At 73.2% G+C, this 23,073-nt stretch carries 24 protein-coding genes; 13 read left to right on the top strand and 11 right to left on the bottom strand.

Annotation, left to right across the window (positions count from 1 at the left end; all coding sequences use genetic code 11):
- Window positions 1-66 precede the first annotated feature (66 nt).
- From DMB42_RS26020 to DMB42_RS26000, 5 genes are all read right to left on the bottom strand, one after another.
- On the bottom strand, window positions 67-1,302 hold the full coding sequence (locus tag DMB42_RS26020) for a flavin-dependent oxidoreductase (protein WP_125637618.1): 1,236 nt from the start codon (window positions 1,300-1,302) through the stop codon (window positions 67-69).
- Window positions 1,299-2,270, bottom strand: a complete 972-nt coding sequence (locus DMB42_RS26015) for an ABC transporter substrate-binding protein (protein WP_185844863.1) — start codon at window positions 2,268-2,270, stop codon at window positions 1,299-1,301. The genes DMB42_RS26020 and DMB42_RS26015 overlap by 4 nt, the downstream gene beginning before the upstream one ends.
- Before the next feature lie 124 nt (window positions 2,271-2,394).
- Entirely contained in the window at window positions 2,395-3,138 is a 744-nt protein-coding gene (locus tag DMB42_RS26010; RefSeq protein ID WP_125637616.1) for an ABC transporter permease, read from the bottom strand.
- Window positions 3,135-3,929: an ABC transporter permease gene (locus DMB42_RS26005; protein ID WP_260477944.1), complete on the bottom strand. Its 795-nt coding sequence runs from the start codon at window positions 3,927-3,929 to the stop codon at window positions 3,135-3,137. The genes DMB42_RS26010 and DMB42_RS26005 overlap by 4 nt, the downstream gene beginning before the upstream one ends.
- 264 nt (window positions 3,930-4,193) lie before the next feature.
- Window positions 4,194-5,903: an exo-alpha-sialidase gene (locus DMB42_RS26000; protein ID WP_125637614.1), complete on the bottom strand. Its 1,710-nt coding sequence runs from the start codon at window positions 5,901-5,903 to the stop codon at window positions 4,194-4,196.
- Between the two features lie 249 nt (window positions 5,904-6,152).
- Here DMB42_RS26000 and DMB42_RS25995 point away from each other — a divergent pair, with 249 nt between their 5' ends.
- The 5 genes from DMB42_RS25995 to DMB42_RS25975 all read left to right on the top strand — a co-directional run bounded on the left by DMB42_RS25995 (window position 6,153) and on the right by DMB42_RS25975 (window position 11,630).
- Window positions 6,153-7,040: a hypothetical protein gene (locus DMB42_RS25995; RefSeq protein ID WP_125637613.1), complete on the top strand. Its 888-nt coding sequence runs from the start codon at window positions 6,153-6,155 to the stop codon at window positions 7,038-7,040.
- A gap of 72 nt (window positions 7,041-7,112) precedes the next feature.
- Window positions 7,113-7,379, top strand: a complete 267-nt coding sequence (locus DMB42_RS25990; protein WP_125637612.1) for a hypothetical protein — start codon at window positions 7,113-7,115, stop codon at window positions 7,377-7,379.
- A 28-nt stretch (window positions 7,380-7,407) separates the two neighbouring features.
- On the top strand, window positions 7,408-8,811 hold the full coding sequence (locus DMB42_RS25985; protein WP_125637611.1) for an FAD-binding oxidoreductase: 1,404 nt from the start codon (window positions 7,408-7,410) through the stop codon (window positions 8,809-8,811).
- An 85-nt stretch (window positions 8,812-8,896) separates the two neighbouring features.
- Window positions 8,897-10,465 (top strand): MFS transporter, encoded by a 1,569-nt coding sequence (locus tag DMB42_RS25980; protein WP_125637610.1) that lies wholly within the window; start codon window positions 8,897-8,899, stop codon window positions 10,463-10,465.
- A 25-nt stretch (window positions 10,466-10,490) separates the two neighbouring features.
- The gene (locus DMB42_RS25975) at window positions 10,491-11,630 is read left to right on the top strand and encodes an FAD-dependent oxidoreductase (protein WP_125637609.1); all 1,140 of its coding nucleotides are present in this window, start codon (window positions 10,491-10,493) and stop codon (window positions 11,628-11,630) included.
- A 119-nt stretch (window positions 11,631-11,749) separates the two neighbouring features.
- On the opposite strand, the gene DMB42_RS25970 is transcribed toward DMB42_RS25975, so the two are convergent.
- Window positions 11,750-12,208 carry an Lrp/AsnC family transcriptional regulator gene (locus tag DMB42_RS25970; protein ID WP_125637608.1) on the bottom strand — a complete coding sequence of 153 codons (459 nt, stop codon included), beginning with the start codon at window positions 12,206-12,208 and terminating at the stop codon, window positions 11,750-11,752.
- A 95-nt stretch (window positions 12,209-12,303) separates the two neighbouring features.
- Between DMB42_RS25970 and DMB42_RS25965 the strand changes: the two genes are divergently transcribed.
- The 3 genes from DMB42_RS25965 (at window position 12,304) to DMB42_RS25955 (ending at window position 14,746) form a co-directional block, all read left to right on the top strand.
- A complete protein-coding gene (locus DMB42_RS25965) occupies window positions 12,304-13,173 on the top strand; it encodes an LLM class flavin-dependent oxidoreductase (RefSeq protein ID WP_125637607.1) in 870 nt (289 codons plus the stop codon).
- Complete coding sequence (locus DMB42_RS25960; protein ID WP_125637606.1) at window positions 13,170-13,595, top strand: nucleoside deaminase; 426 nt, start codon at window positions 13,170-13,172, stop codon at window positions 13,593-13,595. Before DMB42_RS25965 ends, DMB42_RS25960 begins: the two co-directional genes overlap by 4 nt.
- Before the next feature lie 209 nt (window positions 13,596-13,804).
- Window positions 13,805-14,746, top strand: a complete 942-nt coding sequence (locus tag DMB42_RS25955) for an acyl-CoA desaturase (protein WP_125637747.1) — start codon at window positions 13,805-13,807, stop codon at window positions 14,744-14,746.
- On the opposite strand, the gene DMB42_RS25950 is transcribed toward DMB42_RS25955, so the two are convergent.
- Window positions 14,736-15,038 (bottom strand): hypothetical protein, encoded by a 303-nt coding sequence (locus DMB42_RS25950; protein ID WP_125637605.1) that lies wholly within the window; start codon window positions 15,036-15,038, stop codon window positions 14,736-14,738. The two genes, DMB42_RS25955 and DMB42_RS25950, sit on opposite strands and share 11 nt — an antisense overlap.
- 75 nt (window positions 15,039-15,113) lie before the next feature.
- On the opposite strand from DMB42_RS25950, the gene DMB42_RS25945 reads away from it, so the two are divergent.
- From DMB42_RS25945 to DMB42_RS25935, 3 genes are all read left to right on the top strand, one after another.
- Complete coding sequence (locus DMB42_RS25945) at window positions 15,114-15,665, top strand: hypothetical protein (RefSeq protein ID WP_125637604.1); 552 nt, start codon at window positions 15,114-15,116, stop codon at window positions 15,663-15,665.
- Window positions 15,666-15,756: 91 nt separating this feature from the next.
- Window positions 15,757-16,293: a copper resistance CopC family protein gene (locus DMB42_RS25940; RefSeq protein ID WP_125637603.1), complete on the top strand. Its 537-nt coding sequence runs from the start codon at window positions 15,757-15,759 to the stop codon at window positions 16,291-16,293.
- Window positions 16,283-17,275: a hypothetical protein gene (locus DMB42_RS25935; protein ID WP_125637602.1), complete on the top strand. Its 993-nt coding sequence runs from the start codon at window positions 16,283-16,285 to the stop codon at window positions 17,273-17,275. Before DMB42_RS25940 ends, DMB42_RS25935 begins: the two co-directional genes overlap by 11 nt.
- Window positions 17,276-17,297: 22 nt before the next feature.
- Here DMB42_RS25935 and DMB42_RS55165 read toward each other — a convergent pair whose 3' ends face one another.
- From DMB42_RS55165 to DMB42_RS25915, 4 genes are all read right to left on the bottom strand, one after another.
- Window positions 17,298-19,202: a hypothetical protein gene (locus DMB42_RS55165; RefSeq protein ID WP_125637601.1), complete on the bottom strand. Its 1,905-nt coding sequence runs from the start codon at window positions 19,200-19,202 to the stop codon at window positions 17,298-17,300.
- 74 nt (window positions 19,203-19,276) lie between these two features.
- Window positions 19,277-19,894, bottom strand: coding sequence for a pentapeptide repeat-containing protein (locus DMB42_RS25925; protein ID WP_125637600.1), 618 nt, complete (start codon window positions 19,892-19,894; stop codon window positions 19,277-19,279).
- 17 nt (window positions 19,895-19,911) lie between these two features.
- Window positions 19,912-21,072 carry a cation:proton antiporter gene (locus DMB42_RS25920; RefSeq protein ID WP_125637599.1) on the bottom strand — a complete coding sequence of 387 codons (1,161 nt, stop codon included), beginning with the start codon at window positions 21,070-21,072 and terminating at the stop codon, window positions 19,912-19,914.
- A gap of 8 nt (window positions 21,073-21,080) precedes the next feature.
- Complete coding sequence (locus DMB42_RS25915) at window positions 21,081-21,563, bottom strand: cation:proton antiporter regulatory subunit (RefSeq protein ID WP_125637598.1); 483 nt, start codon at window positions 21,561-21,563, stop codon at window positions 21,081-21,083.
- Window positions 21,564-21,855: 292 nt separating this feature from the next.
- On the opposite strand from DMB42_RS25915, the gene DMB42_RS25910 reads away from it, so the two are divergent.
- Window positions 21,856-22,500 carry a response regulator transcription factor gene (locus DMB42_RS25910; protein ID WP_125637597.1) on the top strand — a complete coding sequence of 215 codons (645 nt, stop codon included), beginning with the start codon at window positions 21,856-21,858 and terminating at the stop codon, window positions 22,498-22,500.
- A gap of 94 nt (window positions 22,501-22,594) precedes the next feature.
- Window positions 22,595-23,059 carry an ATP-binding protein gene (locus tag DMB42_RS25905; RefSeq protein WP_125637596.1) on the top strand — a complete coding sequence of 155 codons (465 nt, stop codon included), beginning with the start codon at window positions 22,595-22,597 and terminating at the stop codon, window positions 23,057-23,059.
- Window positions 23,060-23,073 lie beyond the last annotated feature (14 nt).

Raw genomic sequence — 23,073 nt, 5'->3', positions numbered from 1 at the left:
TGCCCGGTCCGCCGCGGGGGCGCCCACGCGCCCCCGCCACACCATGCCCGCCGCCAGGGGGCGTCCTCAGGAGGCGGGCCCGCCGGTCCCGGCCTCCGTTGGGACCGACCAGCTCGGGCGGGCGTTCAGGGTGGCCGGCTCGAAGCCCGCGAGCTGCTTGTAGTGCAGCGCGATCTTCTCCAGCGTGTCGCGGGGGAGGACCTCGTCGATGTCGGCGAACCCCTCCGGCGCGCGTTCCTGCGCCAGCCGCAGGACGACCTCGGGCCCGTCCTCGCGGTTGGCCAGCACGATCTGGTTCGTGACCGGCCGGCGACGGCTCTCGTAGAACTCCAGGCCCTGGCCGGTGGCCAGGGCGTAGGCCAGGACGCGGGCGTCGATGACGGCCTGCGTGCCGCCGTTGGAGCCGGTCGGGTACATCGGGTGCGCGGCGTCGCCCGTCAGCGTCACGGTCCCCGCCGACCAGTACGGCAGCGGGTCGCGGTCGACCAGCGGGTACTCGTACGCCTTGTCGGCCGAGGCGATGAGGCCGGGGATGTCGAGGGCGTCGCAGTGTACGTCGGCCACGTGGTGGAGGAACGTGCCGACCTCGACCTCCCGGTTCCAGTCGCCCCGGGGCGTGGTCTCGGGGGCCCGGTGCTGGATGGCCCAGTTGATCAGTTGTGTGCCGTCGGGGTCGGGCGGGGCGATCGGATAGATGACGATCTTCTGCGTGCCGTCGCCCGCCATGATCATGGATCTGCCGGTCAGGAACGGCTCGGCGCGGGACGTGCCCCGCCACAGCACGTGACCGCCCCACAGCGGCTCGCCCTCCTCGGGGAACAGCGCGGCCCTGACGCCGGAGCGGATGCCGTCGGCGCCGACGAGCAGGTCGGCGTCGTGGTCGAGCCCGGTGACGGGGGAGCCGGTGACGACCGCGTCCGGGCCCAGGCGCTCGCGTACCGCGTCGAGGAGCATGAGCTGCAGGCGGCCGCGGTGGATCGAGTACTGAGGCCAGGCGTAGCCGGCCGCCCGGCCGCGCGGCTCGGACCAGATGCGCTGCCCGCGGCGGGTGATGAAGGTCAGGTCGGCCGTCTCGACGCCGACGCGGGCCAGGCGCTCGCCCAGGCCGAGCCCGATCAGCTCGCGTACGGCGTGCGGCAGCAGGTTGATGCCCACGCCGAGCGGCCGGATGTCGCGGACCGCCTCGCGTACGGTCACGTCGGTGATCCCCGCGGCGTGCAGGCTCAGGGCCGTGGTCAGCCCGGCGATGCCCGCGCCGGCGATGACCACGCGCCTCGGGCGTCCGGGTAAGGAGCCGGTCATGAGGGGCCTCCGGGAAGGAGCAGGGCGGAGACGTCGAACGGCGCCTCCAGGTAGCCGTCGCCCTTGAACTGCAGCATGAGGTCGGCCACGCGCTGCAGCCGGGCCTTGTCCACGGTGGTGGAGTAGCCGCCCAGCGTCATCGCGCCGGCGGTGGCCTGGTCGATCTTCGTGTACTTCGGCATCGCGGCCTTGGCCTCGGCCGGGTTCGCGATCGCCAGCTCCACCGCCTTGCGCAGGCCGCGCTGGAAGGCGGCGACCGTCCGCGGGTTGTCGCGGGCGAAGTCCTCGGTGGTCAGGTAGCCCGCCATCGGGAAGTCGGCGGTCGCCCCGGTGAACAGGTCGGACAGGCTGCGGGCGCCGCTCGTCCTGGCCGCGGCCTGCCAGAACGGCTCCGGCAGGACGGCGGCGTCGACGTCGCCGTTGTCCAGGGCGCCGGCCATCTGCGGGAACGGCCGTTCGACGAAGGTGATGTCGGCGGTCGTCACCCCGGCGGGCTTGAGCAGCGCGCTGACGGCCAGCGTGGCGACGTTGCCGAGGGTGTTGACGCCGACCTTCCTGCCCTTGAGGTCGGCCAGTGCCTTGACGGGCGAGTCCTTCTTCGTCATGAGCACGAAGTTGCCGGGCTTGGCGGCGTAGGCGTCGCCGACGACCTTGAGTCGTCCCACGCCGCGCGAGGAGGCCAGGACCGCCGAGACGTAGTTGCTGTGCAGGACGTCCAGCTTGCCGCTGATCAGGTCGGGCAGCGCGGCCGCGCCGCCCTGGATGACGACGGGCTTGACGGTCAGGCCCTCAGCCGCGAAGTAGCCCTTGTCGATGCCGATCTGGATGGGGGCCACCTCGGGCAGGGCCAGCATGCCGAGGTTGAGTACGGGCTTCTCCGGGCCACCGGCCGAGGGACTGGGGTCCGTCCCGCCGCACACGGCGGCGAGGGCGGCGACGAGTGCGGCGGCGAATATGAAGGGGGACAAGCGCGTGCGTCGTCGAAGTCCGGGCATGAACGCTCCAAAGAGTGATGACGAGGGCGTGGCGCGTGCCGGGGAAGAATGCGCGCGGAATATCCGGTTCACAATCTAATGCATTTTCGATCGCGCATTATTCGGACGTACCATAATGGGCCGGCAGACGGCGTTCGAGAATCAGGAAAACCTGATTGAGCAGAAAACCGAGCACGCCGAGCACGGTGATGGCGGCCCACACTCCGGGCAGGTCGAAGGAGCGTTGCGCGGCCCGGAGCCGGAAGCCGACGCCGTCGGTGGCGAAGAACTCCGCGATCACCATGAGGATCAGCGCCAGCGACAGGCTGAGCCGCAGGCCGGCCAGGATCTTCGGGGCCGCCGACGGCAGGACGACCCGCAGCAGCCGCTGCCTCGCCGGCAGCCGGAAGACCTGAGCGGTGTCGAGGTGCAGCCGGTCCACGTTCCTGGCGCCGTCGGCGGTGTTGATCAGCACCGGCCAGACGATTCCACAGGCGATGGTCGCCACCTGCATCGACGTGCCGGTCGAGAACAGCGCCAGGAACACCGGCAGCAGCGCGGGCGGCGGCAGCGCCCGGCAGAACTGCACCGCCGGGTCCAGGAACCTGGCCAGCAGCGGTGAGCGGCCCAGGGCGACCCCGGCCGCGACGCCCGCCAGGCCGGCCAGCGCCCACCCGGCCAGCAGCCGGCCCAGGCTGGAGGACAGGTCGTCCAGGGCCGTCTGGCTGATCCACAACTCGCGCCCGCGCAGCGCGATCGCGGACGGGGGCGGGAAGTAGGGGTGGCGCAGGGCCCGGGTGGCCGCCTCCCACACGGCCACGACGACGGGCACGGCCCACAACCGCGCCGCGGACCGGATCATCGGGCCGCCCCGGTCAGGGCCGTGTGCCAGCGCAGCAGCCGCCGGGAGGCCTGGGCCAGCAGGGTGTTGGTGAGCACGCCGAGCACGCCCGCCCACAGGGTGGCGGCGATGGTCAGCCGGAGCCCGTCCGGGCTGCTCTCGGCCACGATGACGAAGTGCCCGATCCCGCTGGTGCCGGCCAGCAGCTCGGTGCTGACGGCCAGGATGAGGGCGATGGCCGCGGCCACCCGTACGCCGGTCGCGACGAACGGGGCCGCGCTCGGCAGGCTGATCCGCCACAGGATCGGCAGGGGGCCGAACCCGAAGGCCCGCATCGTCTCCTTGGCCAGCGGGTCGACCTCGCGCAGCCCGTACATGGTGTTGAGCAGGATGGGCCACGCGGCGGCGTACATGATCATCGCGACCTCGGTCTCCAGCCGGCCGGCGAAGACGAACGCGGCCAGCGGGATGAGCGCCACCGACGGGATGGGCCGCAGGAACTCCAGCACCGGGCGCAGGGCCCGTTCGACCGGCGGCAGGCTGCCCAGCAGCAGCCCGGCGGGCACGGCCACGGCCACGGCGGCGGCCACGCCGAGCGCCCAGGCGCCGGACGTGGCCAGCACGTCGGCCAGGAAGGCGGGGTCGGCGGCCAGCCCGGCGGCGGTGACCAGGACCGCCGAGGCGAGCGGGAGCCGCGACTCCGGGACGAGACCGAGACGCCCGGCCGCCTCGGCGGCGCACAACAGCGCGGCGGTCCCCGCCACACCGCAGACGACGGCGCTGCCGAAGAGGCGGGCGGGGATCAGGCGCACGGCGACGCCTGGGCGGACAGGAGGGCGGGTAAGGGGAACGGCGGCAATGTCGGCTCTCCGGAACGTGGGCCCGGCCATTCACCACCGCTTCAGGCCGGAGGGCGGGCAGGAAGGGAACGGAAATCACCCTAACCGAGTCGGACGTTTCCGCCCGGCCGGGAAACTCCGCTCCTCGACAACGGCCTTGCCCGTTCGTCGAATGCGGGGTCACATTCCGTTGTTCCCGGTAATTTCGGCCTGCCGTTTAATAGGGCCGCCCGTGTTTCACCGGCCGTAGAGTTCGAGTTCGTTCAGCATGCTGCAGGAGTCGCCGATCTCGGGGTCGCAGTCGCGGGTGGGCTCGGTGACGATCATGACGTGCGCGCCGGTGCGGTCCACGGTGTGGTAGCGCATGGCGTAGTCGGTCCGGTCCCCGATGGTGACGGCGGGGCGGCCCCAGGAACGGCCGTCGGCGGAGACGTACACGCGGGCGCTCGCGGCGTGGCCGGGGCGCAGGCTGATGCCGATCCGGTTGATCGCGTACGGGCGGTCGAGATGCAGGACGTACCGGCCGGGTCCGGTGGCGACAGCGCCGGACCAGTAGTCGGTGCTGCCGTCGAAGGCGCCCGCCGGGCCCGTACGCGGGTGGGCCGGGGTGGTCCAGCGCATGTCGGTGTCGAGCTTGAGCGCGCCGCCGCGTTGCAGGGCGGCCAGGTCGAGCAGGCCGGGGCCGGGGGTGACGACGGTGAACAGGCGGCGTTTGATCGCGTACCAGCCGCCGTTCTCGAACTTGCCGTGGGCCGGGCAGGCCGTCTCGTTGAGCAGGCCGTCCGAGTTCACGCCGGGCAGCTTGCAGTTGTCGAACACCTGGACCAGCCGGTGCGGGCCGACCGCGGCGATGGCGGTGTACCCGGACGAGCCGTGCACGTCCCGTACGCCGTCGCTGTTGCGGTACGTCACCGTCTGCCGCCGCCACTCCTCGCCGATCCCGTCGGGGGCGATCGCCAGCCAGTTGTGCGGACGCCCGGCGCTGAGCACGAGCACGCCGTCCGGCATCAGCAGCAGCCGCGGCGCCACACCGCGCACCAGGCAGTCCTGCCCCTCGATGCGCAACGGCTGGACCGGCGACCAGGTGCGCCCCCCGTCGGAGGACCGGCTCTGGTGCAGCGTGGAGGGCGGCACGCCGTCCCTGCGCAACACCGCCAGCAGGGTGCCGTCGAGCGTCTGGGCGAGTGCGCCCTCGTTGTAGACGTAGGGCGGATCGGGAGGGGTGATCACGCCGCGCCTGGCGAACGTCCGGCCGCCGTCCTCGCTGGCGAACACCTCCGGCTGGTACGAGCCGGTCCCGCCCTGGCGGATGTACGCCGTGAACAGGATCGTGCCGTCGGCGAGCTGGATCGGCAGGCCGTGGGCGGCGCCGCCGTCGGCCTGCTCGTCGGGGGAGGTCACCGTCGCCTCCCGGCGCACCCAGCCCTCGTCGTCGGGCGAGCGCGAGGTGAGCACGCCCAGCGTGGCGGTGCCGGGCCCGGTGCGCCGCAGGTAGTACTCAAGGGCGAGCAGCCCGCCGTCGTGCAGCTCGATCGGCGCCTCCCGCAGCGGGGTCCGGTTGCTCGGGCCGAACGTGACGCCGCCGTCCTCGGAGACCGCCGCCTCGTTGGTGAGGGTGACGACCCTGTCCACGTTCGTGGTGTAGGTGACGAGGAGCTTCCTGGCCGGTGCGCCGTCGCGGCCGACCGTGTCGAGCGCGGCCACACTGGGGAACCCGGCGAAGTCGAGCCGCTGCTCCGACGACGGTTCGCGCTCGTCGGGCGCCGGATACGGATAGATCCACCGTGGTGAGACATCAGTGTCGGTCAGGTAAGGCCCGTCCGGGACCGACTTGCCGGTGAACTCCGGCAGCCGGCAGAACGTCTCACCGGTCCGCGCGACCCCGTGGACCGCGGGCAGACCGGCGGCCAGGAACACCACCGCCAGCGCGGCTCTGGGCACCGCCACCGGGCGCTCCTCTCCCTCGTCGTCACTCCGGGCCGCCGTCCCGGACCGGGCCGGCGGCTCTCTCTCATCTCTGTTCCCACATGTGGCGTTCATCTACAGGGGTCCCTGCGTTCACCTGCGCCTCATGCTTGCCAACTTTGAATCCAATATGTATTCGTTAAGTGAGAGTTGACAGAAGTGGGGGTACTTACGAGGATCAGGGCGGCACGATTAAGTGCCAATTTACGCGGGGTCTGGAGGTGGCCTCAGATGAGCATCGAGCCCAGGGCGCGAGTCGCCCCCGAGCGCGTGCTGCCGGTCTTGACGGGCCCGGTGCCGATGGCGCCGGAGACAGCGGCACAACAGAAGGTCGTCCAGCGCATCTGCGCCAGGGTGGCGCCCCAAGAGGTGGAGGTCGGCGTCGGCGAACTGCCGCCGGGCGGCCTCCAGGTGTGGATCGAGGCCCCGGTCCACGTCGATCCGCGCGAGTCATGGGTGCTCCACCACCGCATGGCCCGTGAGGTCGGTCTCGTCGGCTGGCACTGCGAGGCCGACAGCGACCGGCTGCTGGTGCTCGGCTGGAGCGCCGCCTGCCTGCACAACCGCATCCGCCTGCTGCAGAGCGGCCTCGACCGGCTCTCCTCCTTCGAGCACACCGCGCAGCGGGCCGTGCAGCTCGAAGGGGAGGACCCGCGGGGCCGGCCGGCGGCCGACGTCGCCGCCGCGGCCTGCGCCGCGGTCGGGCGGCGGCTGCGCTGGCCGGAGCGGCTGGCCGAACTCGACGGGTTCGACCGCAGCTCGGGCCTGCCCCACCTGCAACTGCTCCTGGCGCAGGTGATCGGCCTGGAGTCGAAGGTGTCCTCGGCCTGCGAGGACCACCTGATCATGGCCCGCGTGCTGGCGCGGGCCGTGTGCGAGCACTACGCCGCCCACGGCGACCTGCCCAGGGCACAGCGCGAGGTGCTGGCCGAGAACCGCCGGTGGGTGCACGCCAGCACGTTCATCCGCGGCACGGCCACCGTACGGCCGGCCGGCGCGCCCCGCCCGCACATGGGGCTGGCCGAGCGCCGGATCGCCGCAAGCGTCATCAACCACGGCGTGCCGAGGGCGACCCCCGCGGCCGTCACCCCCCGCACCGGTCACCAGGAGGGCACGTGACGACCCAGGTGCCGCTCCACGGCGGGCGGCTGCACGCACAACCCTTACGAACCCTGTAGGAGAGCTCCCGTCATGCGAACCCCACCGCATCTGCCCGCGCTCGTCCGGCACGAGTCACACGACACCGAACGCCCCCGCGCCCGCCGCCACCCCTACGGCCCGCACGAGGTGCCCGTGCCCGTGCAGGCCGCGCCGCGCGGCTCACTCGACTTCCCCGTCCACGCGGCCGTCCCGCCGGCGCCCCCCGAGGCGCACACGGAGCGGCGACTGCGCGAGATCAGGGAGATGTCCACCCAGGCCATCGGCTCCATCGACGACCTCCTCCAGCACACCGCCTGACGTGATATCGCATCCCCCGAGGAGAGCCATGCAGGGACTATCGCGAGTGGAACTGCGGCCGCGTGACGTGGGCGCCCACCGACCGCGTTCGCTGGCGGGCACCGAGACCCCGCACACCCTGGACGAGGTCCGCGCCCTCGTCCGCCGGGCCATGGTGAGCAAGAGCCGCCTCTACCCGGTCAGCACCGGCAGGAACTGGGGCATGGGCTCCGCCCTCCCGGTCACCGAGGACAACGTCGTCGTCGACCTCAGCCAGATGAACCGCATCCGCGGCCTCGACCTGGAGACCGGCCACGCCGTCATCGAGCCGGGCGTGACCCAGGCCCAGCTCGCCGAGGCGCTGCGGGACACGCCGTGGATGCTCAACGTCACGGCCTCCTGCGCCGACACCTCCGTCATCGGCAACGCCCTCGAACGCGGCGACGGCTGCTTCCGCTCGCGGGTGCACGACGTGGCCGGCATCGAGGCCGTGCTCGCCGACGGCAGCGTGATCACCACCGGCGGGCTCGACCCCACCGGCGTCTACCACGGACGGGTGGCCGGGCCCGACCTTACGGCCGCGTTCGTCCAGCACAACGTGGGCGTCGTCACCGCCATGGCCGTCTCGCTGGTGCCGCGCCCGGAGACGATCGGACTCGTCCACGCCCGCATCCCGCGCGACCAGATCGGCGCCGCGATCGGCGCGATGACCGGGTTCCTGCGCCGCGGCAACCCCGCCGACGGGCTCATGCGGATCCGCGAGCTCTCCCTCGCGCCCGCCCGCGACAACGGCTGGCTGCTGCCGCAGGGCGTCGACACCAGCCGGTTCACCGTCCTCGGGCCGCTGCTCGGCAGCAACGCCGCCGTCGAGCTGGCCGAGGAGCTGCTGCGCAAGGCGTTCGTCGAGGTCGGGGGCGGGGAGACGCTGCGCGTGCTCGACGCCGCCGCGGTCGGCCCCGACGACCCGCTGCACACCAGGGCGCTCACCGCGCAGGGCATCCCGACCTGCAAGGGCGTACGCAACGCGCTCGGCGTCACCTCGTGCGACCAGATCGACGCCGGCCGCATGGGCTTCCTCGTGCTGCTGCCGCTGATGCCCCTGCACGCCGCGCGGACCGAACGCATCCTGGAGGCCCTCCAGGGCGCCGTCGACACCCACGGCATCGCCCTGATGGTCGAGTGGAACCTGGTCAGCCCCCACATGGCCAACGCCGTCATCCAGATCTTCTTCGACGGCGGCGACCCCGACGCCGCCCACCGCGCCCACCAGCTCCGCAACGACGCGAGCTGCCTGCTGCGCGGCCACGGCTGCGCCATCTACCGCTCCGACATCGACCACGCCGCCGCCGACGTCTGGTCCGAGACCAGCACCGCCAGCCTCGGCATGCTCCACCGGCTCAAGACCGCCCTCGACCCGGACGGCCTGCTCTCTCCCGGCCGCTACGGCGCCTGAACTTCCGAGACACCTCCGCGCCGGTCGCACCACCGGAGTGTGCCGGCCGGCGTGGAACCTGAGGCTCTTTTGCGAGGAGGACCGAGTGCGTGAGACACCAGTGGCCGTCAGGGGAACCGGCGTGACCCGCCGTCACGCCGTCATGCTGCGGCTGGTCGGCGCGGGTGTGATGCTGACCGTGATGGCCGACACCACGGCCACCACCCTGGCCGTCGGCGTGCTGCGCTACACCCCCGCGGGCGCCGGCATGCCGCTCGGCGACCTGGTCTGGCTGACCAGCGCCGCCTTCATCCCGATCGCCGCGCTGCTGGCCACGGCCGGACGCTGGGCCGACCTGTTCGGCCGCCGCCGGGTGCTGGCGTTCGGGCTGGTGGTGTTCGTGGCCGGTGGGGTCGCCACCGTGGCCGCCTCGTCCTGGTCGTTCGTGCTGGCCGCGCGGGCGGTGCAGGGCGCGGGCGCGGCGGCGATGATCCCGGCCAGTCTGGGCCTGCTGCTCGGGGAGCTGCCCGAGTCGCAGCGCCGGGGCGCGATCGCCCTGTGGAGCTCGGCCTCCGGGCTCGGCTGCCTGCTCATGCAGGCCGGCGGCGGCTGGCTGGCCGCCACCGTCGACTGGCGCGCCCTGTTCGTGCCCGACGTCGTCATCGGCATCGCGCTCCTGATCGCCTGCGCCGCGCTTCCCTCGGGCAAACGCGGTACGGCCAAGGGCGTGCCGGACGTGCTCGGCGCGTGGCTGCTGGCCGCCGGGATCGCGGTGATCGTCCTGGCCATCTCCAAGGCCATGGCCTGGGGCCTGGACGTCGTGTGGCTGGCCGTCGCCGCCTTCGCGCTGCTCGGCGGGGCCCTGGCCCAGGCCAGGCACCACCGCATGCCCGCGATCGACCTGGCCCTGTGGCGGCAGCGCAAGTTCGTCTGGGGCTGGCTGGCCACCTGGTTCTTCGGCGCCCTGTCGTACGGGCTGCTCACCGTGCAGCCGCTGTACCTGCTCCACCTGGGCTACCCGATGCTGGAAGTGGCCATGTGGCTCACGCCCACCTCGGTGGCCGTCGTGGTGACCAGCTACGTGGCCGGCAAGCTGCTCAAGCACATCGGCGCGTACGGCCTCATCTACGCCGGCTCGCTGCTCTGCGGCGGCGCGTGCGTGCTCGCGCTGACCCAGTCCGGGCCGACCGTGTGGGGCCTGATCGCCAGCGTCGTGGTCGGCATGGGCGTCGGCGCGCTGGCGCCGGGCACCTCCGTGGCCACCACCCTGGCCGCCCACCCCAGCCAGTACGCCTCCGCCGTCGGCGCGGCCACCATGGCCCGCATGGTCGGCGGGGCCGTCGGCATCGCCGTGGTGTCCCTCGTCATCGACCACCCGTTCATCCTGACCGGCCCGCTGGCCGGGGTGGCGGGCGCGCTCGCCATGTGCGTGGCCATCTCGGTGTTCATCGGGGCCATCGCACTCACCAAGATCACCCGGCTGCGGACCGACCCGGGCGACGACATGATCAAGGTGCCGCGCCGGCTGCTGCTGGAGCTGCGCATGACCCTCGCCACCGTCGCGGCGGAGGCCGACGCGCTGCTGCCTGTCGAGACCCGCACGACCCCCAGGGATCACATCCCGAGGCCCCGGGCTGCCGAGAGCTCGGAGACCTACGGAACCACGCACGTCTAGTTCAACTTCGAGAAGGGCTCTCGTCATGGCAACCACATCGTGCGACGTGGCAATCGTCGGCGCCGGGCTCGGCGGCTGCTTCCTCGCACTGCTGCTGCGCCGCCGCGGTCAGCGCGTCGTCGTCATCGAGCAGGGACCCTCGATCCCGAGCGCGGGCGCCGACTTCCTCAAGCCCCCCGGCCTGCGGGTGCTGGCCCGGCACGGGCTGGCCGAGCTCGTCGAGCGCCACGGCCTGCGGCGCGACCTCATCCGCTACTACCACGACGGCGAGCCGATCAGGGAGTGCCGCTTCCCCGACGGCGGCTTCCTCATCCGCCCCTACCGGGAGCTGGTCGAGCTCATCTACGCCTGCTGCGCGATGGAGGGCGTCGAGTTCTGCTTCGACGCCGCCATCGAACGCGTCGAGCGCGAGGGCGACCGCATCGAGCTGCTGACGCTGTCGGACGGCAGCCGGCTGCGCGCCGACGTGGTCGTGGGCGCCGACGGCACCAAGTCGGCCATCCGCCGGGCGCTGGACATCGACCAGGTCGCCATGCCGTACGACCGGCTGCTGATGCGGGTGGCCACCGTGCCGCTCAGCGCCAGCGTCGCCCAGCTCAACCGGCTCTACTTCAGCTCCGGCGGCTGGCTCGCCTACCTCTACCCGCTCGACAGGGACCAGGCGCGGGTGTTCGTCGGGCTGCCCCCCGAGCAGGACGACGCGGTCTTCGGCGGGGGCGGCGCGAGCCTGGTCGACCTGCTGAGGGGCTTCGTCACCGACAGCACCGACGCCTTCGGCTCCCTCCCCGCCGCCGCCTGGCACCCGATCAGGGTCTCCTCGCTGCGGGTGGGGGCCTACCACAAGGGCAACGCCGCGCTGCTCGGCTCGGCCGCCTTCGCCTGCCACCCCATGACCGGCATGGGCATGAGCTACACCCTGTACGACGCCGAGATCCTCGCCGACGTCATCTCCGCGGCCGGCGGCGACCAGGCCCTGCTGGACAAGCTGCTCCAGGCCCGCTACGAGCCGCGCCGGCAGGCGCACCGCCAGCTCATCGACTACGGCGACGCGCTGGCGACCACGTTCCACGACCGGCGGGCGTACCTGCGGGCCTTCCGCGCCGACCTGCACATCTACGGCGACGAGGCTGCCCCGCGCACGACGCCCGCGCTGCAGCCGATCTGATCCCCTCCGCCTCCGGAGGTCCCGGCGTCCCCGCCGCGCCGTTCCGCGGGAGGTCCCCCCGCCGCCGCGCTGAGTGCGGTGGAGCGGTCCTGCCGTCCCCGGGCGGCGGGGGCGCCGGGTCAGGGCCGGGCGGGCGGGGCGGCCGGGCCCCGGTAGGGCAGGGTCTGGCTGTAGACGATGTTGGTCGTGGTGCTGCCGAACCCGGCCAGCTCGTCGATGACCCGTTCGAGATGGGGCATCGAGCCGGCCGCGACCTTCAGCGTGTAGCAGTCCTCGCCGGTGGTACGCAGGCACTCCAGGATCTCCGGGCGCTCGCCGAGCAGGCGGCGCAGCGGCTCGTGGCGGCTGCCGGGATACTTCAGGCGGACGACGGCCATCACGCACGACCTGGCGGTGGCCAGGTCGATCTCGGCCCGGTAGCCGGCGATGACCCCCAAGGACTCCAGCCGCCTGACCCGCTCGGTGGTCGCCGAGGCGCTGAGGTTGACCCGGCGGCCCAGCTCGGTGAGCGGCACCCGGCCGTCCCGCTGGAGCTCCACCAGGATCGTCCAGTCGGTGTCGTCGAGATCCTCGGTCATCGGGTGAATATACCGGTAGATCCACGGCGATCGCCGCCGTACGCCGTGACCTCGGTCTTCAGCCGGGCGGGCGGTCCTGGGTAGCGTTCGGTGTCATGAGAATCGGCGTGAACGTACCGAACTTCGGGCCGGGGACCGACCCGGACGTGCTGCGGCGGTGGGCGCGTACGGCGGAGGCCCTCGGCTACGACCTGCTGACGATCTCCGACCACCTGGCGGTGACGCCCGACGTCGCCGAGCAGTACCCGGTGCCCTTCTACGAGCCGTTCACCACGCTCGCCTGGCTGGCCGGCGCCACCGACCGGATCAGGCTCGGCACCTCGGTGCTCATCGTGCCGTACCGGCATCCCCTGCTCATGGCGCGGATGGCGGCCAACCTCGACCGGTTCAGCGGCGGCCGGCTGGTGCTCGGCGTCGGCGTGGGCTGGGCCCGCCAGGAGTTCGAGGCGCTCGGCGTGCCGTTCGAGCGGCGCGGGCGGCTGACCGACGACCACCTCCTGGCCATGCGGGCCGCCTGGGCCGACGGCGACGACTACCGCGCCGGGCCGATCCCCTTCTGGGTCGGCGGCAACGGCGAGGCCGGCCTGCGCCGCGCCGTACGGCTCGGCCAGGCGTGGCACCCCCTGCGCAACACCCTCCCGTGGTTGCGGGAGGCGGCCGGCCGGCTGGCGGACGTCGCCGCCGAGCTGGGCCGCCCGGCGCCCGCGTTCGCGCCCCGCATCGTGCTGCGGCTGACCGCCGAGCCGGTCACCGGCCCCGGCAGGCGCGCCGGCGAGGGCACGATCGGCCAGATCGTGGCCGACCTCGACGAGCTGCGGCGGCTCGGCGCCGACACCGTCGTGCTCGACCCGTTCGACGGCGACCCGGCCGATACGCTGCACCCCCAGACGGCCTGGCGCGCGCTCGCCACCGTGGCCGACCACTGGGACCTGGACCCGTACGACCCCAAGGAGGACGACGAATGACCCCCGACGACGAGACCTTCCTGCACCGGGCCATCGAGCTGGCCGCCGGAGCCCGCGCGAGCGGCGAGGCCCCCTTCGGCTCGCTGCTGGTCGGCCCGGACGGCGACGTACTGGCCGAGGCGCACAACACGGTCACCGGCGACCGCGACATCTCCGCGCACCCCGAGCTGAAGCTGGCCCGCTGGGCCGCCCGCGAGCTGGACGCCGGCACCGCGGCGGCCACCACCATGTACACGAGCTGCCAGCCGTGCGGCATGTGCGCGGGCGCCATCGAACGCTCCGGCCTCGGCCGCGTGGTGTACGCGCTGTCCAACGAGCAGCTCGCCGGCCTCAAACCCGGCGGCGGCTGGCCGCACGTGCCGCAGGAGGGCCCGGCGCTGTACGCCGAGGCGAGCGTGCCGGTCGAGGGCTACTACCGCTGAGCCCCGGCCGCCGATGGTAGGGCCTGCACCACCGTGAGGACGGGTGACAGCGGGGGTCCGCCGGACCGCCGCCACCGCGATGCTGAGGAGTGATCACGTCCACCTCACCAGCATCGGAGAGAACCTTGACCGTGGTGGAAACCCCTCGCGTCGCGCCCCGGGGGAGCGACTTCGCGCGGCTGTCGCGCCGCATCGCCCAGGCGGGGCTGATGGAGCGGCGGCCCGCCTACTACGTGATCAGGATCGGCCTGGTGGCCACCCTGTTCGCCGGCGGGTGGGCGCTGTTCGCCGCGGTCGGCGACTCCTGGTGGCAGCTCGGCGTCGCGGCGCTGCTGGCCGTAGCCTTCGCCCAGGTCACGCTGCTGGCCCACGACCTGGCGCACGGCCAGGTGTTCCGGTCGCGCCGCCGCAGCAGGATCGCCGGGCTGCTGGTCGGCAACGTGACCGTCGGCCTCAGCTACGGCTGGTGGATGGACAAGCACACCCGCCACCACGCCAACCCCAACCACGAGGAGCACGACCCGGACGTCGCGCCCGACATCCTCGTGTGGTCCCGGCGGCAGGCCGAGGCCAGCCGCGGGCTGCCGCGGTTCATCGGCCGGTGGCAGGCGTTCCTGTTCTTCCCCCTGCTCACGCTGGAGGGGCTGAACCTGAAGGTGGCCGGGTTCCGGGCGCTGCGCAGGGTGAAGGGCGGCCGCACCGAGGGGCTGCTGCTCGTGCTGCACAACCTGGCCTACCTGTGCGGCGTGTTCCTGGTGCTGCCGCCGGGCAAGGCGCTGGTCTTCCTCGCCGTGCACCAGGCCTGCTACGGCGTCTACCTCGGCTGCACGTTCGCGCCCAACCACAAGGGCATGCCGGTGCTCACCGCCGAGGACTCCCTCGACTTCCTCCGCCGCCAGGTGCTGACCTCCAGGAACGTACGCGGCGGGCGGCTGATGAACGTCGCGCTCGGCGGCCTCAACTACCAGATCGAGCACCACCTGTTCCCCGGCATGCCGTCGGCCAACCTGCGCCGGGCCCGGCCGATCGTGCGCGAGTACTGCCACGAGCTCGGCGTCCCGTACGTCGAATGCGGGCTCGTCGAGTCGTGGGCCCAGGCCATGCGCCACCTGCACGCCGTCGGCGCGCCGCTGCGCGAGGTCAGGACGTGACCACCAGCTCCAGGCCCGCCTGACCCTCCCGGATCTGGTGGCCCGCCCGGGCCAGGACCGTCCGCAGCGCGAGCAGCACGACGGTACGGATGGTCTCGACCTCCACCAGGTGGCCGGCCGTCTCGCCGCCCGCCCAGGACCAGGCGACGACCACCCCGCGAGCCGGGTCGAGCCGGACGCCCAGGCCGCCGTCGATCGGCAGCACGGACGGTTCGACATTGAAACCCGCGTCGGTCAACTCCTGACGGACCGTGAGTTCCAGGTCCGTGCCATCGCCTCGGGCGAAGTCCATCAGAGTCAGCTGCCCTCTCCGGGGCGCGCGGAACCTGCGCTTCGGAACTGTAGCGGTTGTGTAAGGATGGCGGCTGTGTCCGCCGCGTCGGTATGGCTGCGCCTGTCGCGGGCCGTCGTGTTCGCGACGGTCTGCGGCGCCGTGTCCGCGGGCGGCCACCTGCTCGCGGGCGGCGGGGCCGTCCCGCTCTGGGGCGGCGCGCTCGGAGTGCTCACCGCGCTCGCCGCCGCCCTGCTGGTCAGCGGGCGCGAGCGCGGCCCCGCGGCGGTCCTGGCCGCGACCACGCTCACCCAGCTCGTCCTGCACCAGCTCTTCGAACGCCTCGCGCCGGCCACCGGCGTCGCCCCCGGCCATGGCCATCCCGCGCCCGCCATGACGCTGGTCCACCTCACCGTGGCGGCGCTGACCGCCTGGTGGCTGCACCGCGGCGAACGCGCGTTGTGGCTCATGATCCGCCTGTACGCCGCGCCGCCCCCCGTCACCGCCCTGCTGCTCCTCGCGCCGGTCGAGGTGACGATCCCGCCGCGGCGTCCCCCGGCCCACGCCGACGTCCCCGCTCCGATGGGCAGGACCGCCTGCCGCACGCTCACCCGACGAGGACCACCCCAGCGGCTCCGCCTCCGCTGAAGTCCGCGCGTCCGGCCTGGACGCGTTCCTCGTCCGTCCCGTGCCCGGACGGCGCCCCGGCGCCGGTCCGGCCGTCCGCATCGGAGTCCTCATGAAGTCCTCCTGGCCCGTCCGCCTGGCCTCGCTCGCCTGCGCGGCCCTCCTGGCGCTGCTGCCGGCGACCGCCGCGCTCGCCCACGACACGCTGAAGAGCAGCTCACCCGCCAAGAACGCCCAGGTCTCCGCGATCGAGCGGATCGAGCTGGAGTTCAACGCCCACGTCCAGTTCCCCTTCGTCGTGCTGCACGACGCGGCAGGCAAGGCGGTCGAGGTCGGCAAACCCCGGGCCGACGGGCCGACGGTGGTCGCCGACGTGCCCCGGCAGCCCGCCCCCGGCGCGTACGTGATCGCCTGGCGGGTGGTTTCGTCGGACGGGCACCCCATCGAGGGCGAAATCCCGTTCGTCGTGAAAGGATCATCTTCTCAACCGGCAGCCGCGCCCTCGGCCCCCGAGGGGCCGCCCGCCGCGGCGGCGGGCGTCCCCGGCTGGATCTGGGGCGGGCTGGCGGTGCTCGTCGTGCTGGGCGCGTTCCTCCTGATCAGGGGCGCGCGCCGCGGCCCTGACCGGGAGGACGCTGATGCTGGTTGAGCGGGCCAGGCAGCTCGCGCGGCAGTGGGTGCTCGACGAGGGCGTCGCGCTGCCCGGATTCGGCGGGGCGTTCCTGACCGGGTCCGCGCTGTGGGCTGATCCGGCCACGGAGCTGGCCCCCACCTCCGACGTGGACGTGATGGTGGTCGCCGACCCGCCGCCCAGGATCGGCAAGTTCCGTTACCAGGGCGTCCTGCTGGAGGTCTCCGGCGTCCCCGCCATCGGCTCCACCCACGAGGTGCTGAGCGACTACCACCTGGCCGGCAGCTTCCACCTGACCTGCGTGCTGGCCGACCCCACCGGGCGGCTGGGCGAGATCCAGCGCCTGGTGGCCCGCGACTTCGCCGAGCGGCCCTGGATCATGGCCCGCTGCACGCAGGCGATGGACCGCGTGCGCGGCTGGATCAACTCCATGGACGAGAACGCGCCCGTCCCCGAGCAGGTGGCCGCGTGGCTGTTCGGCACCGGCGTGACCACGCACGTCCTGCTGGTCGCCGGGCTGCGCAACCCGACCGTGCGCCGCCGGTACGCCGCCTTGCGCGACCTGCTGGCCGGGCACGGCCGGCTCGACTGGCACGAGCACCTGCTCGACCTGCTCGGCTGCGCGCGGATGACCGCCGAGCGGGTGGAGCGGCACCTGGCGGCGCTGGAGGAGGTCTTCGACGCGACGGCCGGGCTGAAGGCGCCCTCCTACCGTTTCGACTCCGACATCACGCCCGAGGCACGGCCGGTCGCCATCGACGGCAGCCGCGAGCTCGTCGCCGCCGGGCTGCACCGGGAGGCGGTCTTCTGGCTGGTCGCCACGTACGCGCGCTGCCTGGACAAACGCGCGGCCGCCGGGGCCGCGCCCGGTTACGAGGAGGGCTTCGAGGAGCTGCTGGCCGACCTCGGCGCGGCGACGTTCGCCGACCGGCGGCGACGCGGCGACCACGTGCTGGCCGCGCTGCCCAGCCTGTGGCAGACGGCCATGGCGCTGTGCTGACCGGCCCCGGCTCGGGTCCTGGTCAGGTCCGGCGCAGCGACCGGGTGAGGCCGGTGGCGATGGTCGTGGCCAGCACCCAGCCGGCCACGATGAGCCCCCAGGCCAGCCATTGCGCGCCGCCCTGCGGGTTGTAGGCCTTCTCCTGCCCGAAGTCGATGATCGGCAGCAGCAGGTCGAGGGTGTAGACCAGCGGGTGGAACGGCGGCGCCTCGCCCGGCTTCAGCGGCGGCGGCCGGTCGAGCCCGAACACGACCGTGCCTGCGGCCAGCAGCGCGAGCAGCCAGCCCGCGGCGCGCAGGGGGCGGAAGCCGTAGCCGACGGTGGTGTCCTGGAGGTGGCCCCAGAAGCGGGCGTACCAGGGGAGGCCGGCACGCCGCCGCCGCTGGCCGGCCAGCAGGGTCTCGCGGGCGTCGGCGTCGCCGCCGAGCCGCCGGTACATCGCGGCGAGCTGCTCGTAGGCGCCCGGCAGGTAGCCGTCCGGGTCGGTACGCAGCCACCGCAAGCGCCGCGCGGCCGGCAACATCGGGTCGAGCACCTCGTACGACAGCCCGTCCATGCGCATCGACCGCGGCCATCCAGCGGGATCGTCACGCAGGACGCCGATGCGCGCGTAACGTAACTCCACCACGCCCACGACCGGCGCGGCCGTGCGCAGCGCCAGCTCGGGGGCCGTCAGCCGCCAGCACTTCAGCGCCACCTCGCCGGGCGCCTCCAGGGTGGCGTCGTCGAAGCACAGGCGGCTGCCGACCTGGGCGCTGGTCAGCCTGATCCGGCCCCGGGCGGAGAAACCCTCGCACAGGTTGAGCACCTTGCCGACCGACAGGCCGTTGGCCGACAGCGCCGGCCCGCCGGGGTTGACCATGGTGGCGCCCTCGAAGTGGGCCGGGCCGGTGACCGTGGCGTCGAGCAGGGTGACCTCGCCCTCGGTGCGCAGCCCCTGCCAGGCGAGCAGCGAGCCGTTCACGGTGACCCCGTCGGCGGCGAGCACCACGCCGCCCGGGGCGCTCAGCCGCGCGCCCTCCAGGCCGAGGGTGCCGCCGATGACCGCGCGGTTCAGGCGGACCTGGCCGTCGGCGCGGAGGTTGGCCAGGAAGAGCCCCGCCTCGGCGTTGAGCCCGGTGGCGCGCAGCGCGAGCCCGCCCGGCCGGCGGATACGCGAGCCGCGCAGCGTGAGCGGCCCGGTCACCCGGGCGAACCGCACGCTCACTTCGCCGTCGGCCTCCATCTTCCGCGCGAACAGCCCGACCTGGACGATCACGTTGGACGCCTCCAGGGCCGTGCCGCCCGGCGTGTTCAGCCGGGCCCGGTCCAGCTCGACCGCCCCGCCGATCCGGGCCGAGGACAGGACGAGCGTGCCGTCGCAGGCGAAGCCGTCCTGGGCGAGCAGGTGGCCGGCCACGTCGAGGTGTTCGCCGTTGAAGGCCGTGCCGGACGGGTGGCTCAGGCGGGCGCCGTTGAGCACGAGGTTGCCGCTGATCCGGCCGCCGGGCAGTCGTACCTCGCCGGTGACGCGGCTGCCCGCCAGGCGCAGGTTGCCCTCGACCTGGACGTTCGAGGCGATCAGGCCGGGCAGCAGCGAGCCGCTGAAGCTGAGGAAACGCGTACGGGCCTGGTAGAGGTCGGGGCTGTGGTCGAAGGCGCAGCCCTGGAAGGTGATCGGGAAGGCCAGCTCGGCGAACGCCAGGTGCAGCACGCCCGTGATCCGCGCCCCGGCCAGGGTGAGCCCAGGCTTGGCGGCGGGCTCGTCGAACCCGCCGAGCAGCAGCCCGGCCAGCACCTCGGCCCGGACCGTACGCTCGGGCCCCCAGGAGGCGGCGGTCGCGGGGTCGTCGGCGGCGGGGTCGCCCGCGCGCAGGTCGACCTCGCGGCCGTGCGCGAGCGCGGCGGCCACGGCCCGCTCGGCGTCGTTGAGATCGGCGATCGGCACCCCGCCATCATCCCGGACCGCGCCCCGGCACCGGACCCCGGATCAGGAGCGCCCTGGACCGGAGTGACCCCGGGTCAGGAGCGGACCTCCAGGCCCAGCGTCTCGGCGAGGACCGTGGCCTGGAAGGGGTCGATGACCGCCTTCTTGAGCGTGACGGTCTGCGGGTCGAGCGTGCTCAGGTCGCTGCCGCGCAGGTCGCACCCGGTGAGGTCGGCGCTGTGCAGCCAGGCCCCCGACAGGTCGGCCCGGCGCAGCTCGGCCCCTTCGAGCCGGACCCCGGTCAGGTCGGCCTCGCGCAGGCGTACGCCGTGGAAGGCGCTGCCGCGCAGGTCGGCGCCGGGCAGCCCGGCGTAGGACCAGTCGCCGCCGTCGACCTTCAGCAGCCCGAAGGAGCAGCCGTCGAACATGCTGCCCGTCAGCTTGCACCCCCTGAACGTGGCGTCGAACAGCGAGCACCGGCTGAAGGTGCAGTTCAGGAACTGCGCGTCCTCGTGCGTGGACACGTTGAGCCGCACGTTCCTGAACGTGCACTCCTCGAACGACGATCCCTGGTCGACCAGCTCGGTCATGTCGACGCCCTGGAACAGGACCCGGTGAAAACGCTCACCCGCGATCTCCAGCCTGTCCCAGTCGTCGGCGTGGATCGTCGTCTCGATCGGGGGTGCGGGCACCCCGTGCTTGCGGTCTGCCATACGAACAAACTAGCGGATCACGCCTTGTTCGCGATGGCCGTGATGAGCGGCTGGACGAGTTTGGCCGCCAGCGGCCCGAACGCCGCCAGGATCAGCACGTACGCGGCCGCCAGGGCCCCGAGGTCGGGATGGGCCCCCGCCCCCACCGCCAGGCCGGCGATGACGATGTTGAACTCACCACGCGGGATCAGGGCGATGCCCGCGCGCGCCTGGCCGGCCTTGCCGATGCCCGCCCGTCTGGCCGCGTACGCGCCCGTCAGGAGCTTGGTCACCATGCTGACCAGGGCCAGCAGCGCGGCCAGCCCCGCCACGGGAAGGATCTTCGCCGGATCGGTCTGGAACCCGAAGAACACGAAGAACACCGCCGCGAACAGGTCGCGCAGCGGCGCGAGCAGCGCCTGCGCGTCGTGCGCGAGCTGCCCCGACAACGCGATCCCGACCAGGAACGCGCCGACCGCCGCCGACACCTGGAGCTGCTGCGCCAGCCCGGCCACCAGCAGCGCCAGCCCGACCACCTTCAGCAGCAGCACCTCGGAGTTGGGGCTCGACACGAACGCCTCGATGAAGCGCCCGAACCGCAGCGCCACGACCAGCACCACGCTGACCGTGCCGAGCGCGATCCCGACCGAGATCGCCCCGCTGACCAGGCTCAGGCCCGCCAGCAACGTCGTGAGGACCGGCAGGTAGACCGCCATCGTCAGGTCCTCGAACACCAGCAGGGACAACACCGTCGGTGTCTCCCTGTTACCGATCCACCCGAGGTCGGACAGCACCTTGGCGGTGATGCCGGAGGAGGTGGCGTACGTGACGCCCGCCATGGCGACGGCCGCGACCGGGCCCCAGCCCAGCAGCAGCGCGCAGATCGCCCCGGGGGCGGCGTTGAGTACGAGGTCGACGATGCCGGCCCGCGCGTTGCTCGTCAGGCTCGTGACCAGTTCGTCGGCGTTGTACTCCAGGCCGAGCGTCAGCAGCAACAGGACGACGCCCAGTTCGGCGCCGACCGAGATGAACTCCTCGCTGGTGGCCAGCGGCAGCACGCCGCCCGTCCCGAAGGCCAGACCGGCGATCAGATAGAGGGGGATGGGTGAGATGCCGACGCGCAGCGCCAGCGCCCCCAAAACTCCCAGACCTAGAAGAACAGCACCGAATTCGAGAAAGATGACCGCGGTTTCGTGCACCCGCGGTCCTACCCGTCAGCCAGGATGGCGGCGACGTCCGCGGTGCTGTCCGCACTTCCGACGACGACCACGACGTCCCCTTCGCCGAAGACGAAGTCAGGGCCGGGGCTGGCGAACACCTGGCCGCCGCGTACGACGGCGACGATCGAGGCGCTGGTACGTGTCCTGACCCGGGCCTCGCCCATGGCGCGTCCGGCGTAGGGGGAGCCGGGCGGGATCGGGAGCTGGACGCTGACCAGGCCCTCGACCTGCTGGTGCAGCTGGTTGAGGCGCTGCACGATCCGGGGGGCGCCGAGGAGTTCGGCCAGGGCGTCGGCCTCCTCGTCGTTCAGCTTGACCGTCTGGCAGGCGCGGTCGGGGTCGTCCTTGTCGTAGATCACCAGGTCGCGGCGGCCGGTGCGGTGCGAGACGATGCCCACTCGCTGGCCGGCGCGGGTGGTGAAATCGTGCCGTAGCCCGATGCCCGGCAACGCTGTCTGCTCTACCTCCACCTATCCCACCCATCCAAAATCCGCATATTTCCGGACAACCCTACCAACGCTCGTCGGCTCTCCGGCCGCCTCGAAAGCCCCTCTTCCGAGCCCCGCGCGAAAAACTCACACCCCACCGCCCCACGCCCGCCCCGAGCCCGGTACGCCTCCGCCCCGAGCCCGCCCCGCCTCCGTCTCACCCCCGCCTCGCCTCCGTCCTTCCTCCTCCACGGCGTGCGGGAGCGGAGGGCGGGGGTGGCGTGCGGATGGGAGACTGCTGCTGACGTTGCCGCAGGAGAAGCGAGACGAAGCGATGCCGACCACTCCCTCCGTCCGGCTGCTGCTCGTGGAGGACCACGCGATGGTGGCCGAGGCCATCGGCCTGGCGCTCGGCCAGGCGCCGGGCATCGAGGTCGTGGCCCAGGCGGGCACCCTCGCCGCCGCCCTCGCCGAGACCGCCCGCTGCCACCCCGACGTCGTGGTGCTCGACCGCCGTCTGCCCGACGGCGACGGCATCGAGGCCATCGGCCGGTTCGCGGCCGCCGCGCCGCGGGCCCGGGTGCTGGTGCTGACCGGCGAGGCCACCGCCTCCGTCGCCGCCCGGGTGGTGGAGGCGGGCGGCGCGGGCCTGCTGGTGAAGTCGTCCAGGCTTCAGGAACTGGAGTCGGCGGTGCGCGAGGTGGCCGCCGGCGGCGTGGTGTTCGCACCCGGCCTGCTGCCCGGCGTGCTCGACCGGCTGACCGGCCGCGTCCGCCACCCCGGCGCGGCGCTCACCGGACGCGAACGCCAGACGCTGCGGCTGCTGGCCGAAGGGGCGAGCACGGTCGAGATCGGCACCCGGCTCGGCGTGGCCCGCAACACCGCGCGCAACCACGTCCAGCACGTGCTGGAGAAGCTCGGAGCCCGTTCCAAGCTGGAGGCCGTGGCCGTCGCGCGCCGGGAAGGGCTGCTCGACTGACGCACATGCACCAGACGGGTTCCCCCATCCGTACCAGGCGGGGTGGTTCCGCTGCGTCTCGTGATCGGGTCCGGCGCTGCCCGACAGTAGGGGGATGGGCAGTTTCGCTGGGCCGTACCAGGTGGACACCCAGCTGCCGGAGGAGATGGGCAGCATCACCGCGGCCCGACAGACGGCGCGCGAGGCGCTGGACGGGTGCGGCTACCTCGGGCGTCACGACGACGTCGTGCTCGTGGTGTCCGAACTCATCACCAACGCGCTCGTGCACGGCGACGGCCCGCCCGCCCTGCGTATCCGCTGCACCCCCTCCCACGTACGGATCGAGGTGCGCGACTCCGGCCCCGGCCTGCCCACCCCGCGCGAGCCGGGACCGGCCGACGGCTGGGGCCTGAACGTCATCGGGACGTTGTCCACCGGCTGGGGCGTCACCCGAGGCGCGGGGGACGGCGAGAGCGGCAAGGTGGTGTGGTGCGAACTGGCGGCGCAGGTCGCCCCGCAGGCCACCCCACAGACCACCGCGCAGGCCACCCCGCTGGCCCAGGAGCGTTCCAGGGCGTGACCGGGTTCCGGTCC

It is taken from the genome of Nonomuraea sp. WAC 01424, assembly GCF_003947315.1.
Classification (GTDB): domain Bacteria; phylum Actinomycetota; class Actinomycetes; order Streptosporangiales; family Streptosporangiaceae; genus Nonomuraea; species Nonomuraea spiralis.
Note: the sequence above shows the minus strand (reverse complement) of the source record. Positions and strands in the feature narration are given on the sequence as shown.

What these genes read in the sequence shown, in the direction of transcription:
- DMB42_RS26020 (WP_125637618.1), bottom strand. Translation starts at nt 1,302, where the DNA reads ATGACCGGCTCCTTACCCGGACGCCCGAGGCGCGTGGTCATCGCCGGC.
- DMB42_RS26010 (WP_125637616.1), bottom strand. Translation starts at nt 3,138, where the DNA reads ATGATCCGGTCCGCGGCGCGGTTGTGGGCCGTGCCCGTCGTCGTGGCC.
- DMB42_RS25995 (WP_125637613.1), top strand. Translation starts at nt 6,153, where the DNA reads ATGAGCATCGAGCCCAGGGCGCGAGTCGCCCCCGAGCGCGTGCTGCCG.
- DMB42_RS25990 (WP_125637612.1), top strand. Translation starts at nt 7,113, where the DNA reads ATGCGAACCCCACCGCATCTGCCCGCGCTCGTCCGGCACGAGTCACAC.
- DMB42_RS25985 (WP_125637611.1), top strand. Translation starts at nt 7,408, where the DNA reads ATGCAGGGACTATCGCGAGTGGAACTGCGGCCGCGTGACGTGGGCGCC.
- DMB42_RS25975 (WP_125637609.1), top strand. Translation starts at nt 10,491, where the DNA reads ATGGCAACCACATCGTGCGACGTGGCAATCGTCGGCGCCGGGCTCGGC.
- DMB42_RS25970 (WP_125637608.1), bottom strand. Translation starts at nt 12,208, where the DNA reads ATGACCGAGGATCTCGACGACACCGACTGGACGATCCTGGTGGAGCTC.
- DMB42_RS25965 (WP_125637607.1), top strand. Translation starts at nt 12,304, where the DNA reads ATGAGAATCGGCGTGAACGTACCGAACTTCGGGCCGGGGACCGACCCG.
- DMB42_RS25960 (WP_125637606.1), top strand. Translation starts at nt 13,170, where the DNA reads ATGACCCCCGACGACGAGACCTTCCTGCACCGGGCCATCGAGCTGGCC.
- DMB42_RS25955 (WP_125637747.1), top strand. Translation starts at nt 13,805, where the DNA reads ATGGAGCGGCGGCCCGCCTACTACGTGATCAGGATCGGCCTGGTGGCC.
- DMB42_RS25950 (WP_125637605.1), bottom strand. Translation starts at nt 15,038, where the DNA reads ATGGACTTCGCCCGAGGCGATGGCACGGACCTGGAACTCACGGTCCGT.
- DMB42_RS25940 (WP_125637603.1), top strand. Translation starts at nt 15,757, where the DNA reads ATGAAGTCCTCCTGGCCCGTCCGCCTGGCCTCGCTCGCCTGCGCGGCC.
- DMB42_RS25935 (WP_125637602.1), top strand. Translation starts at nt 16,283, where the DNA reads ATGCTGGTTGAGCGGGCCAGGCAGCTCGCGCGGCAGTGGGTGCTCGAC.
- DMB42_RS25925 (WP_125637600.1), bottom strand. Translation starts at nt 19,894, where the DNA reads ATGGCAGACCGCAAGCACGGGGTGCCCGCACCCCCGATCGAGACGACG.
- DMB42_RS25910 (WP_125637597.1), top strand. Translation starts at nt 21,856, where the DNA reads ATGCCGACCACTCCCTCCGTCCGGCTGCTGCTCGTGGAGGACCACGCG.
- DMB42_RS25905 (WP_125637596.1), top strand. Translation starts at nt 22,595, where the DNA reads ATGGGCAGTTTCGCTGGGCCGTACCAGGTGGACACCCAGCTGCCGGAG.